The following is a 12,756-nucleotide window of genomic DNA, read 5'->3' on the forward strand; positions in this document are numbered from 1 at the left end:
GACGATCACCCGAACTTTCCGCTGATGTAATCCTCGACGCGCTGGCTCTCCGGGTTCTCGAAGATCTTCTCCGTGTCGTCGTACTCGACGAGCTCGCCGCCGGTCAGGAACACCGCGGTCTGGTCGGAGACGCGGGCCGCCTGTTGCATGCTGTGGGTGACGACGATAACCGTGTAGTCCTGTGCGAGGTCTTCGATGAGGTCTTCGATCTTCGAGGTGGCGATCGGGTCAAGGGCCGACGCCGGCTCGTCCATCAGGATGACCTCCGGATCGACGGCGAGACACCGAGCGATACAGAGGCGCTGTTGCTGGCCGCCAGACAACCCGAGCGCGTTGTCGTCCAGCCGGTCGTTCACCTCCTTCCACAGCGCGGCCCGTTCGAGCGACCGCTCGACGAGCGCCTCCTCGCGGCGGGGCTCCGCGCGCCCGGTGAGTCGGGCGAGCAACCCGGTCTCGATGTCGCCGTGTTTCCGCGGTCCGTACGAGACGTTTTCACGGATCGACTTGGGGAAGGGGTTGGGGCTCTGAAACACCATTCCGACCCGCTTGCGTAGCTCGACGAGATCGACGCCGTCCTGGTAGACGTCTTCGCCGTCAAGCTCGACCGTCCCGTCGACGTCGGCGGCGCGGATCCGGTCATTCATCCGATTGAGACACCTGAGAAACGTCGACTTTCCGCATCCGGACGGGCCGATAAGCGCCGTCACACTCTCCTCGGGGATGTCCATCGAGACGCCCTTTAGTGCGTGGTCGTCGCCGTAGTGAACGTCGAGATTCTCGACCGCGAATTTCGTCTCGCCGCCGGCCTCGTAGTTCGTCCACTCCGAACGTGTCTCTTCAACGGTTTCGCCAGCAGTCGTTGAGACTCCCTGGCCGTCGGTGCGGTTCGCCGTGGTCTCTGCGGTGTCTGTCTGACTCATTGGTGAAGTTTCTGTCTGAAGTAGTAGCGCGTCGTAATGCCGATCGCGTAGAAGACTAACACGACGAGAAGCAGCGTCAGCGCTAGTCCCCACGCGTACTCCTGTGGGTTCTGGATGTTTCCGCTCAGTCCCGCCGTGATGAGCGCGTACAGCTGGTACGGGAGCGCGCTCGTCGCCTCCAACAACGAGGGGTTGCTAACGAACGGCGGCGACGCGCTCAGTCGGAAGCTCCCCAACACGTCGGGGGCGGCCGATTTCGCCGGGAGGACGCCGCCGCCCATCGTTAACAGTATCGGGGCGGTCTCGCCGGCGATGCGCCCGACGCCGAGGATGACGCCGGTCGTGACTCCCGGGATCGCGGCGGGGAGGACGACGCTGCGGATCGTCTGCCACTTGGAGACGCCGAGCGCCGCGCTGGCGTCGCGGTACTCGTCGGGCACCGCGAGTATCGCCTCCCGACTCGTGATCAACACCAACGGCAGCAGCATGAACCCGAGCGTCAACATCCCGGCTATCAGCGACTTCTGGTTGCCAAAGCGGGGGATCAGGAAGGCGGCGCCGAACAGCCCGAACACGATGCTCGGCGTGCTCCAGAGCCCGTTAGTCGCCACCTCGACGGCCCCCGTAAACCGGCCCTGTTCGGCGTATTCGCTGAGAAACACGGCCGCACCGACGCCGGTCGGGACGGCAAAGAGGACGGCCCCGATAACCAGCCAGACCGTTCCGAAGAGGGCGGGGAACACGCCGGCGATGTCGGCTGTCAGGCCCGCACCGTTGGTGAGGAACGGCCACGTGATGAGGCCTGCACCCCCAACTCCGAACCCGTTGAACAGCCCGGGGAGACCCTTCGCCGTGACGAACGCGACGAGGCCGACCAGCACGGCCAGTATCGAGCCGACAACGAGGTAGACGAGTACGTACGCGCCGACGTTTCGCCCGCGAGCGCCGAACCCGCCGTACGCCTTCGCGGCGCTCCAGCCGCTCACTAACGAGGCGAACAGCACGATCACGGGGACGGCCGTGTCGCCGAACAGCGTCGCGTTGTACCCGACGAGCGCGCGTTCCCAGCCGGGGCCAACGACGCCGGCCACGAGCGAGAGGCCACAGAGAACCGCGAGTGCGCCCGCGGGAGCCGTCGATCCGATATCTTCGCGGGGGAGCGCGGTCATCGCGAACGCAATTCCGCCAAAGACCAATCCGACGCCGAGACGGCCGCCCAGTCCGAGTCCCATTGCTCCGGACACAGCCGCGCCCACGGCGAGCCAGATCGCCGTGAACGCGGCCGCGGCGATAAGCCCCGCACTGGGCTGGGGCGCCGCGTCGACGTACCCGAACCGCGAGGCCGCGCCGAAGCCGATAACCGACGTCCCGAGCGCGACGAGGGCCACGCCGAACGCGACAGACAGCTCGACTCCGGCGACGGGGGCGTCGATCGCGACGACGCCCAGCAGCGCCGCCAAGCCCGCGACGAACGCGACCCCGGAGAGTCCGACGGCGACGCCGGCGGACGCCTCGTACAGCGTGCGGTCGTCGCGGACGAGCGCGGTCCGGGTGGCGCGGCTCATTCGACACCCCCGAGGCGGCGGCGCATCCGCGCCTCGATGTACTGTGAGCCGATACTCAGACACAACACGGTGACGAACAGGACGACGCCGGCGGCAAACAGCGCGCTCTCGTGGACGCCGTTCGCGCTGCCGTAGCCGCGTGCAATGAGTGAGGTGAGCGTCTCGTAGCCGTAGAAGACGTTCACGAGCGGCTCGCTGATCCGGGGGATTCCGGCCAGCATCACCGTCGCGGCCATGGTCTCACCGATCGCCCGCCCGACGCCGAGGAGGACGGCCGCCGAGACGCCCGAGAACGCCGCGGGAAGCGTGATCGAGGTCATCGACTGCCAGTCGGTCGCCCCGAGCGCGAGCGAGCCGTCTTTCATCGTGTCGGGAACGCTCGTGAGCGCGTCCTCGGCCACGGAGACGACGGTCGGCAGCGCCATCAGCCCGACGACCATTCCCACGAACAGGTACGTCGAGCCGCCGTTGAGGGCGAACGCCCCGCTGGCCCACGGGTTGATCACGGTGAAGCCGATGAACCCGTAGACGATCGACGGGATGCCGGCCAGCACCTCGATACCCGGCTTGACGAGTTCGCGGACCCGCGGCGGCGCGATCTCGGCGATGAACAGCGCTGCGGCAACGCCGAGCGGGGCCGCCACGAGCGTCGCGATGGTCGTCACCATCACCGTCCCGTGGATCATCGGAAGCAGCGAGTAACGGACGGGATCCGAGACGGCGTCCCAACGGGTCTGGACGAACATTCCCGCTCCCGGCACGGAAACGCCGAAGACGCTCGCAGTCTCGTACTGGAACGCCGGGATCGATTCAGCGAAGATGAACACGACGATGAGCCCGAGCGTGACGAGCGTCACCGTCGTCATCGCGAAGGTGACCGCGCGGGCGACGAGCGCCTGATGGCGCGCCCAGCCGTAACCGGTAACCGCCAGGAACGAGCCGAACGGAACGGCCGTCCACGGCGACGCGAGTAGGAACCCGACGAAGGCGGCCAGAAGCGACCCCATCGACACGAGGACGACTGCCAGCGCCTCGGGATCGGTCTCGTCGACGAACTCTCGCGTCCTAGTCAGCCGTCGTTCGATGCTCGTGCGCCAATCAGTTTGGGGAGTGAGTGACATATACTGGGGTCGGGCCGCGAAGCGAGTCCCTGCGACCGCAGGGTTACGCCTGATCGGGGAGCTTCTCGCGTTCGGCCTCGATGTCCGAGGTCGGCAGCGTGATGTAGTTGACGTCCTCGACGAACACCTGCTGGCCGAAGTCGGTCAGGAACATGTTGAGGAACGCGGCCTCACGCATGTCCGTGCCCTCGGGCGTCTCCTCGTTGATCCGGGTGTACATGTGCAGGTCTCGGTTCAGCGGGTATTCCGAGTCGAAGATGGTGTTCTCGGCGTCGGGATCCGGGCGGTAGACGGTGCCCTCGAAGTCGATCGCGATCGCCTGGATGCCCGACCCGGAGAACGCCAGCGCCATGTAGCCGATGGCGTTGTCGTTGTCTTGGAGGACCTGTTGGACCTGCTGGTTCTGGCCGAAGCGGGTGTCGACGTCCATCGGCGCGTTGGCGTCACCGAGCATGTTCAGCCGGAACGAGGTGTCGGTGCCGGACCCCTCGGCGCGGCCGACCACGTAGATCTCCTGATCCGGGCCGCCGACCTCGCTCCAGTTGGTGATGTCGCCCTGGTAGATGCCGCGGATCTGCTCGCCGGTGAGCTGTTCGACGCCGGCGTCGTAGATCGCCTGGCTGACGAACACCGGCTGGCCGTCGCGGCCGACGACGTGGTCGACGTAGTTCTCGTCGCGCTCGTCCTCGCTGATGTCGAGCTCGGCAGTGATCGGCCCGGAGGAGTTCCCGATGTCGACGAGCCCGTCCCGAACCGCCTCACAGCCGGTCCCCGAGTGGCTCAGCGCGACGCGGGTCGCGAACGGTGGGTTCGATCGTTCGCCGGTCGCCTCGAAGCCGTACAGGCCGGCGAAGTAGTCGGCGATGTTCTGGTCGGTCTCGATCTGATCCCAGCCGGGGACCGACGTGTCGTCGTTCGAGCCCCAGTACTCGCCGTCGCTCGCCGGCGAGTTCGAGTTCCAGTAGGAACTCCCCTTGTTCGAGATGGGATAGACGGTCGACGACCCCTCGGCCGTCACCGTTGACGGACCCGACGAGCCGGAGTCCATCGTGTTGCTGCTTTCGTCACTTCCGCTTTCGTCACTTCCGCTCTCGTCGTCGGCACCGTCGCCGCCGGTACCGCTGTTCCCGCTGCACCCGGCGAGGCCGGCCGCCCCGACGGCGGCCGACGTGAGCAGATACTTTCGGCGTGATACCGCGTCCGCCTGACGCCCCGAATCACGTGACATCAGGTAAGTGCAAGCGAGAGCCTATTAAACAGGTTTATAATAGGCAGGTATACCGATCCCGTCCACCATCGTGTTGTCTGTATCGAGGAGTATCGGATGTGACCGATAGTGGATGATATATAGCAGTACGCCATGCTGTAGGAGATCGTTGAGACAGTCGCCGCTAGTTGAGTAGGGACGCCAATTGATTTTTGAGCACCTCTCCCGTGGACTCGCGATTTAATTCACGAAACCGAAATCGCAAGACTGCAGTCCACCAACAATGTTCTACACAAGAGCGCGCTGCATTCCTATTCGTTTGTGCGGTCCGTGACGTAGATCCCGCCCGTCGTTGCGAACGACGGGTTGCGGTAGCCTCCGTCTTCGATGGTATTCTCTCTCCCGGACGGAATTCGCTCGCTGGCCCTCCAGTGACCACCACCATCGTCGGGTGATTCTCCGATGAGCACCGATACCCGTTTCCGACACGATGTTCCACCGGCCGCGTGACTCGGATATCCACCCGATTTTCACTGAGATAAAACAGCTCCCGTCTGTTACCCGCGACCGCAGCCGATAAGCCCCGCCCCGTCGTCGGCTCCAGATATGTACGGAGTCGTGCTCGCGGCCGGTCGCGGAACTCGGATGCGACCGCTGACGGACCGTCGCCCGAAACCGCTCCTCCCGGTCGGTGATCGCTCGCTGCTCGAACGCGTGTTCGACACCGCAGTCGACGTGGTCGACGAGTTCGTGGTCGTCACCGGCTATCGCGGTGAGGCAATTCGCGAGACAGTCGGCGAGGCGTATCGGAGTCATCCGGTTCACTACGTCGAGCAGGCGGAGGCACTTGGGACGGCCCACGCCGTGGCGCAGGCCGAACCCGTCGTCGACGACGACTTTCTCGTGCTCAACGGCGACGTGGTCGTCGACCCGTCGCTGCCGCGAGCGCTCGCCGACGCGGACGGCACCGCCGTCGCGGCGACCGAAGTCTCCGACCCGCGGGCGTACGGCGTCATCTCGACCGCCGAGGACGGCTCGCTCGCGACCATCGTCGAGAAGCCCGACGACCCGCCGACGACCCTCGCGAACGTCGGCTGCTACGCGTTCGAGCCCGTGGTGTTCGAGTACATCGACCGGACCCCCGAGAGCGAGCGCGGCGAGTACGAGATCACGACGACGATCGAACTCCTGCTCGACGACGGACACCGGATCGACGTGGCGCCCTACGAGGGCACGTGGCTCGACGTCGGCCGCCCGTGGGAGCTTCTGGCGGCGAACGAACTGGCGCTCGGAGACCTGGACGGCGGCGTCGAGAACCACGGCACCGTCGAGGAGGGCGTTCACCTCGACGGGCCGGTCGTCGTCGAGGCCGGGGCGAGGGTCCAGTCCGGGGCGTACGTCGAGGGGCCGGCGCTGATCCGTGCGGGTGCGGAGGTCGGACCGAACGCGTACGTCCGCGGATCGACCGTGGTGGGGCAGAACGCCCACGTCGGGCACTCGGTCGAGGTGAAGAACTCGGTGCTGATGGCCGACGCGTCGGTCGGGCACCTCTCGTACGTCGGCGACAGCGTCCTCGGCCGCGGCGTGAACGTCGGTGCGGGGACGAACGTCGCCAACCTCCGGCACGACGACGAGAACGTCCGCCTGCAGGTGAAAGGCGAGTCCGTCGACACCGGCCGGCGGAAGCTCGGCGCGATCGTCGGCGGCGGCGCGAAGACCGGGATCAACACGTCGATCAACGCCGGCGTCAAACTTGGCGCGGGCGAGACGACAAATCCGGGAGAGGTTCTGACGCGGGACCGGCTGTCGGAGTAGCGGCGGCGCCGTGTGACTACAGCGCAGTGTGACTGTGGTGACGTCGTGCCGATCGCTTCCGAAAGGTGACCGACCGCGAGCGATTTAAACCGCGGGCGGGCGACGGCTGTTGCATGAGCGACGAACCCGTGACCGCGGTGATCCTCGCCGCGGGGGAGGGTCAACGGCTCGAACCGCTGACTAATCGGCGGCCGAAGCCGATGGTGCCCGTGGCGAACCGGCCGCTGTTGGAACACGTCGTCGAGGCCGTCGCCGCGGCGGGCGTGGATCGGATCGTCCTCGTCGTCGGCTACCGGCAGGAGCGCATCCGGAACCACTTCGGCGACGGCGACGACTGGGACGTGACGATCGAGTACGTCGAACAACCCACGCAACTGGGGACCGGCCACGCCGTGTTACAGGCCGAGCCGGTCGTTGACGGTCCATTCGTGGTGCTCAACGGTGACCGAATCGTCGACCCTGCGATCGTCTCACGGGTCCGTGACCTCGCACGCGACGACGAATCCCCGGCGATGGCGGTCACGACCGCGGAACACCCGCGCGAGTACGGCGTGGTACACCTCGACGGCGACCGCGTGACGGAAATCGAAGAGAAGCCCGAGGGGACGGTCGAGACGAACCTGATCAACGCCGGCGTCTACGCCTTTTCGCCGATCGTGTTCGACGCGATCCGCGAGACGCACGCGACGGGCGAGTTGGCGATCACGACGACGCTCACCGAACGAGCGACGACAGAGGGGCTGACCGCAGTCAGGTACGACGGCCGCTGGCTCGACGTGTCGAACCTCTGGGACCTGCTCACGGTCAACGCCGCGCTGATCGGCGAGTCAGAGCGGACGGCGACGAGCGATCCCGGCGTCGGAGGGTCGGTGGCGGTCGCCGACGACGTCGCGCTCGCGGGCAACGTCCACGTCGCCCCGAACGTCACGATCGGCGGCGGCACCGCGATCGGGAGCAACGCGACGATCGAGGCGGGGGCGGTCGTCGAGAACGCGGTGATCTTCTCAGACGCCGTGATCGGAGCCGGGGCCGTCGTCCGCGACGCGATCGTCGCCGGGAACGCGCAGGTCGGGCCGAACGCGACGATCGCCGGAGGGTCCGCGACCGTCGTCGTCGGCGACGCGGTCCACCACGACGTCGACCTCGGCGGCGTGGTCGGCGACAACGCGGTCGTCGGGGGCGGTGCGACGCTCACCGACGGCGCGGTCGTCGGCGACGACGTTCGGACCGATGCGGGGGTCGTGATCGACGGGCGCATCGAGTCCGGTGCGGTCGTCCGGAGGGGGTAATCGTGTGCGGAATCATCGGCTACGTCGGCACCGGTGTCGCCGAAGGCGGCGACGACGCGGCCAGCAACGGCGATGCCTCCGGCGACGGCGGTGCGGCCGACGGCGTGGGCGGGATCGTCCACGAGGGGCTCCGCAACCTGGAGTACCGCGGCTACGACTCTGCGGGGGTCGCGCTCGTGGGCGAGTCGAGCGGGCTCACGGTGGCCAAGCGCTCGGGTGAGGTCGACGGGCTGACCGTTCCGGACGTGCCGGACGCCACCCACGGCGTGGGTCACACGCGCTGGAGCACGCACGGGCCGCCGACGGACGCGAACGCGCACCCGCACACGGACTGTGCGGGAGACGTCGCGGTCGTGCACAACGGGATCGTCGAGAACCACGAAGAACTCAAGCGAGAGCTGGCCGACCACACGTTCACCAGCGACACCGACACCGAAGTCATCCCGCACCTGATCGAGGAGGCGCTCGCCGGTGGCACCGGTGACGAGAGCGAGGACGAGGATGACGACCTCCTCAGTGCGGTCCGGAGCGTCGAAGACCGGCTCGAAGGAAGCTACGCGATCTGTGCGGTCCGCGGGGGGGACGACCGGATCGTCGTCGCGCGCCGCGGGAGCCCCCTCGTGTTGGGCCGCGGCGCGGACGCGTCGTTCGTCGCCAGCGACGTGACGGCCTTCTTGGAGCACACCCGCGACGTGACGTATCTCGAAGACGGCGACGTGGCGGCGCTGTCGTCTGGCGGTGTCGAGGTATTCGCCGACGGCGAGCCGGTCGACCGCCCGATCGAGACGGTGACGTGGGAGGCCGACGCCGCCGAGAAGGGCGGGTACGAACACTACATGCGCAAGGAGATCCACGAGCAGCCCACGGCGCTCCGCCAGACCCTCGCCGGACGGCTGGACGTGGATGGCGGAAACGTGGATCTGGACGTGTCGTTCCCGCCGGGCTTTCTCGCGGATCTGGAGGAGATCCGAATCGTCGCCTGCGGCACCTCCTACTACGCGGGCCGGTACGCGGCGCGGCTGTTCGAGGACCTCGCGGGAGTGCGCGCGACCGTCGAGATCGCCAGCGAGTACGAGTTCGGGGCCGGGCGCACCCCCGACCGGACGCTGGTCGTCGCCGTGACGCAGAGCGGCGAGACGGCCGACACGCTGGGTGCAGTTCGACACGCGAACGCCGCGGGCGCGCGGACGTTCGCTGTGACAAACACCCTCGGAAGCACGGTGACGCGCGAGGTCGACGACACGGCGTTCATCCGGGCCGGCCCGGAGATCGGCGTGGCGGCGACGAAGACGTTCGCCTCGCAGGTGGCGACGCTCGCGATGCTCGGCGTAGCGATCGGGCGTGATCGCGGGGCACTCGCAGCCGCCGACGCGCGCTCGGTGTTGGAGGATCTGCAGGGACTCCCGGGCGCGGTCCAGCAGGTGTTAGACGAGGAGGGAGCGGTTCGCGAGGCCGCCCGCGAGTACCAAGACAGCGAGGCGTTCTTCTTTGTCGGGCGAGCGTTGGGCGTGCCCGTGGCGCTGGAGGGCGCGCTGAAGCTCAAAGAGATCTCGTACGACCACGCCGAGGGATTCGCCGCGGGCGAGTTGAAACACGGTCCGCTCGCGCTCGTGACGCCCGACACGCCCGTGCTCGCCGTGTTGACCGACGGCGCGCGCGCCGACGAGACGATGAACAACGTCACCGAGGCGCAGACGCGCGGTGCGCCCGCGCTGGGGTGCGTGTCGGCCGGCGAGGAGTACCGGACGCTCGACGCCGCGTTCGAGGTGCCGGACGTGGGGATCGTCGAGCCGCTGGTGGCCAATGTGTATCTGCAACTGTTCGCGTATCATGTCGCCAACGAGAAGGGTCGGCCGATCGACAAGCCGCGGAACCTGGCGAAGAGCGTGACCGTGGAGTAGATAGCGGACCTAGGTCTCCGCGAGAGCGTCGTCTTCCGACTCTTCGTCGACATCGCCATTGTCCAGCCGCTCTTCGGCGCGGTCGCGATCCTCGGGATACCCCACGTCGATCCGCCAGCCGTCCAGTCGGATCGCGTCGATGGTGCGGCCCGATTGGATGAGAAGATCGATCGCGTCGGGGAGCTCGTACTCGCCGCGGTCGGAGGGCTGCACGAGGTGACACGCGTGGAAGATCGCCGGCGTGAACGTGTAGAAGCCGGTCATCACGAGGTTGCTCGGCGGGTCGTCGGGCTTCTCGACGACTTCGACGACCTCGCCGTACTCGTTGGTGTCCAAGACGCCGTAGCGGGAGGCCTCCTCGTAGGGCACCTCCTCGACGAGGAACGCGGCGTCGGCGCGGTCCTCCTGCTGGCGGTTGGTCACGTCGGTGAGGTTCCCGCGGAACACGTTGTCGCCGAGCATTAGCATGAAGTCGCCGTCGACGTGCGGCTCCGCCTGAAGGATGGCGTGGGCGAGTCCTAATTGTTCGCGCTGGTGCGTGTACGTGATGGGGACGTCGCGGTAGGCGTCGCCGTAGCGGTCGATGATCTGTTCGGCCTTGTAGCCGACGACGACGACCAGCTCGGTCGCGCCCGCGTCGATCAGATTGTCGAAGACGTCCTCGATGAGGGGTGTGCCGTTGACCTCGACGAGCACTTTGGGTTTGTCGTCGGTGAGTGGGCGGAGGCGCGTGCCCTTGCCCGCGGCGAGTACGACTGCTTGCATGGCTCGTGGATGTCGAGGTGACGGGAAATACTTTGTGAGCACGCTTCGGATACCTCGCTCCGCCAAACAGCAATCTTATCAATCGAGCACGGGAAGGGTCGCGCACTCGAATGACGGACGCCAGCGAGAACATTACGTGGAAAGAGAAAGCCCAGGCGTTGCGTCGGGTGGCCCAGTTCCGACCGAATATCATGGCCGTGATCGTGGTTCTCGGTGGGGCCACCGCGTTTTTGGAGGGGATCGGTCTCAGCTTTATCTGGCCGATCCTCGAAGTCGCACAGGCAGACGAACCGATCACGCAGGCCGAGGGGTTTCTCGGGGTTTTCCTCAGAGCGTACCAGTTCGTCGGGATTCCGTTTCAGCTTGAGTACCTAATTATAGGTGTTGCGCTGGCAATGACCGTGCGGTTCACGTCGTCGTTTCTCGTGGCGTGGCTACGGTCGATCGTCCAGATGGCGTACGAAGAGATGCTTCGGACGCGAGCGTTCGATTCCGCGCTCGACGCCCGAGTGAGCTACTTCGACGAGGAGGGATCCGACGACATCCTGAACGCGATCATCACCGAAACACGGTACTCGGGTCGTGTGATCAAGTCTGGCGTGGAAGCCCTTGAGACGACATTTCTCGCACTCGTGTATCTCTCAGTGATGTTCTACATCGCGCCGCGGATGGCACTCGGCGCGCTGGTGCTGCTCGGCGGGATTACTTACCTGCTGCGAGAAGTCATCGAGCCCGCCTACACGGTAGGATCTCGTGTCGCTACATCGAACGAGCGTGTCCAAGAAGCTGTGCAGGCCGGGACGCAGGGAATTCGTGACGTGAAGCTGTTCGGGCTCACAGATGAGGTATTCGACGTTTTCGACGAGTGGATCGGGAAGTATCGAGAGTCATCGATTGACCTTCAACGTAACAAAGCAGCTATTCAAAATTTTTACGATCTCGCGGCGGCGCTAACCCTGTTCGCGCTCATCTACGTCGGTTTCACGTACAGTGGGCTAGCGCTCGGCGCGCTCGGTATCTTCTTCCTCGCCATGTTCCGACTCGCGCCGCTGGTGAGTCGTCTGAACAGCAACGTGTATAGCCTCGAAGGGAACCTCTCACATCTCGTTCGGACACAGACGTTCGTGGAGGAACTCGACGGGCGGCGTGAGTCTGACGGCGGTGCTGACCCCGGTCGCGTCTCGACGATCGATTTCGACGACGTGCGTTTCTCGTACACCGACGACGAGCAGGTGCTCAACGGAATTTCGTTCTCCGTTGATCGCGGCGATTTTGTTGCGTTCGTCGGGCAATCCGGCGCTGGGAAATCGACGATCGTTTCGCTTCTGACACGGTTCTACGATCCAGATGAGGGCAGGATCACGGCGAACGGAACGTCGATCGACGAGTTCGACCTGCGAGCGTGGCGCGACCGGATCGCGGTAGTCCGACAAAAACCGTTTATTTTCAATGACACGTTAACGGGCAATGTCACGGTTGGAAACCGGAACGCGTCGCGCGACGAAGTGGAACGCGTCTGTGAAATCGCAAAGGTGGACGAGTTCGTCGACGATCTCCCGAACGGATACGACTCCGAGTTGGGCGATGACGGTGTTCGCCTGTCTGGTGGGCAGCGACAGCGGGTTGCGCTGGCGCGAGCGCTGTTGACCGACGCCGACTTCCTCGTGTTAGACGAGGCGACGAGTGATCTTGATTCCAGTCTGGAGAAGGAAGTGCAGGCGTCGATCGAGGCGATGGATCGAGATTACGGGATGATAGCAATTGCACATCGGCTATCGACGGTACAGAACGCGGATCGGATCTATACTGTTGACGAGGGTGAAATAATCGAGTCGGGGACACATCAGGAACTGCTCGCAAAAGAGGGAGATTACGCTGAATTGTATACGATCCAATCACAGGCGTAACTCACAAAATATTAGTAATAAAATGTGGCCAGAGTAGTCACCTAACAAACCGCAACAAACGCTTATATTCCGCGGATTGAGAATGTATGAAAATCACAGATACTCCGATAAAGGCCAACAGAAAACAAGAAATGTCATACTTTCGTGTGTCCGACTGCGTGGCCAAAATATGTCAGTCTATCGAACATCCACCCGGAGCAGCACCGGACAATCCAATGCATACGTTTAATCTCAAAAGGGCGACAACGACAACGGGAAACACGGTT

9 protein-coding genes are annotated in these 12,756 nt (G+C 65.3%); 4 read left to right on the top strand and 5 right to left on the bottom strand.

Going from position 1 to position 12,756, the window contains the following annotated elements:
* Positions 1–5: 5 nt before the first annotated feature.
* From pstB to ACZ45C_RS11460, 4 genes are read right to left on the bottom strand one after another with little or no spacing between them, the layout of a single operon-like run.
* Positions 6–920, bottom strand: coding sequence for a phosphate ABC transporter ATP-binding protein PstB (gene pstB, locus ACZ45C_RS11445; protein WP_460562528.1), 915 nt, complete (start codon positions 918–920; stop codon positions 6–8).
* Positions 917–2,485 (bottom strand): phosphate ABC transporter permease PstA, encoded by a 1,569-nt coding sequence (gene pstA, locus ACZ45C_RS11450; protein WP_460562526.1) that lies wholly within the window; start codon positions 2,483–2,485, stop codon positions 917–919. Before pstA ends, pstB begins: the two co-directional genes overlap by 4 nt.
* On the bottom strand, positions 2,482–3,606 hold the full coding sequence (gene pstC, locus ACZ45C_RS11455; protein ID WP_460562524.1) for a phosphate ABC transporter permease subunit PstC: 1,125 nt from the start codon (positions 3,604–3,606) through the stop codon (positions 2,482–2,484). Before pstC ends, pstA begins: the two co-directional genes overlap by 4 nt.
* Before the next feature lie 43 nt (positions 3,607–3,649).
* Positions 3,650–4,834 carry a substrate-binding domain-containing protein gene (locus ACZ45C_RS11460; protein ID WP_460562522.1) on the bottom strand — a complete coding sequence of 395 codons (1,185 nt, stop codon included), beginning with the start codon at positions 4,832–4,834 and terminating at the stop codon, positions 3,650–3,652.
* Between the two features lie 585 nt (positions 4,835–5,419).
* Between ACZ45C_RS11460 and glmU the strand changes: the two genes are divergently transcribed.
* The 3 genes from glmU (at position 5,420) to glmS (ending at position 9,818) form a co-directional block, all read left to right on the top strand.
* Entirely contained in the window at positions 5,420–6,628 is a 1,209-nt protein-coding gene (gene glmU, locus ACZ45C_RS11465; protein WP_460562520.1) for a bifunctional sugar-1-phosphate nucleotidylyltransferase/acetyltransferase, read from the top strand.
* A gap of 113 nt (positions 6,629–6,741) precedes the next feature.
* Positions 6,742–7,917: a sugar phosphate nucleotidyltransferase gene (locus ACZ45C_RS11470; protein WP_460562518.1), complete on the top strand. Its 1,176-nt coding sequence runs from the start codon at positions 6,742–6,744 to the stop codon at positions 7,915–7,917.
* Between the two features lie 2 nt (positions 7,918–7,919).
* A complete protein-coding gene (gene glmS, locus ACZ45C_RS11475) occupies positions 7,920–9,818 on the top strand; it encodes a glutamine--fructose-6-phosphate transaminase (isomerizing) (protein WP_460562516.1) in 1,899 nt (632 codons plus the stop codon).
* Positions 9,819–9,827: 9 nt separating this feature from the next.
* Here the strand turns inward: glmS and aglF are convergent, their stop codons facing one another.
* Positions 9,828–10,583, bottom strand: a complete 756-nt coding sequence (gene aglF / locus ACZ45C_RS11480) for a UTP--glucose-1-phosphate uridylyltransferase AglF (RefSeq protein WP_460562514.1) — start codon at positions 10,581–10,583, stop codon at positions 9,828–9,830.
* Between the two features lie 110 nt (positions 10,584–10,693).
* Here aglF and ACZ45C_RS11485 point away from each other — a divergent pair, with 110 nt between their 5' ends.
* Positions 10,694–12,490 carry an ABC transporter ATP-binding protein gene (locus ACZ45C_RS11485; RefSeq protein WP_460562512.1) on the top strand — a complete coding sequence of 599 codons (1,797 nt, stop codon included), beginning with the start codon at positions 10,694–10,696 and terminating at the stop codon, positions 12,488–12,490.
* Positions 12,491–12,756 lie beyond the last annotated feature (266 nt).

It is taken from the genome of Halorubrum pallidum (assembly GCF_055380345.1).

Coding starts and splice junctions, on each gene's coding strand:
- pstB (WP_460562528.1), bottom strand. CDS start 920: ATGAGTCAGACAGACACCGCAGAGACCACGGCGAACCGCACCGACGGC.
- pstA (WP_460562526.1), bottom strand. CDS start 2,485: ATGAGCCGCGCCACCCGGACCGCGCTCGTCCGCGACGACCGCACGCTG.
- pstC (WP_460562524.1), bottom strand. CDS start 3,606: ATGTCACTCACTCCCCAAACTGATTGGCGCACGAGCATCGAACGACGG.
- ACZ45C_RS11460 (WP_460562522.1), bottom strand. CDS start 4,834: ATGTCACGTGATTCGGGGCGTCAGGCGGACGCGGTATCACGCCGAAAG.
- glmU (WP_460562520.1), top strand. CDS start 5,420: ATGTACGGAGTCGTGCTCGCGGCCGGTCGCGGAACTCGGATGCGACCG.
- ACZ45C_RS11470 (WP_460562518.1), top strand. CDS start 6,742: ATGAGCGACGAACCCGTGACCGCGGTGATCCTCGCCGCGGGGGAGGGT.
- aglF (WP_460562514.1), bottom strand. CDS start 10,583: ATGCAAGCAGTCGTACTCGCCGCGGGCAAGGGCACGCGCCTCCGCCCA.
- ACZ45C_RS11485 (WP_460562512.1), top strand. CDS start 10,694: ATGACGGACGCCAGCGAGAACATTACGTGGAAAGAGAAAGCCCAGGCG.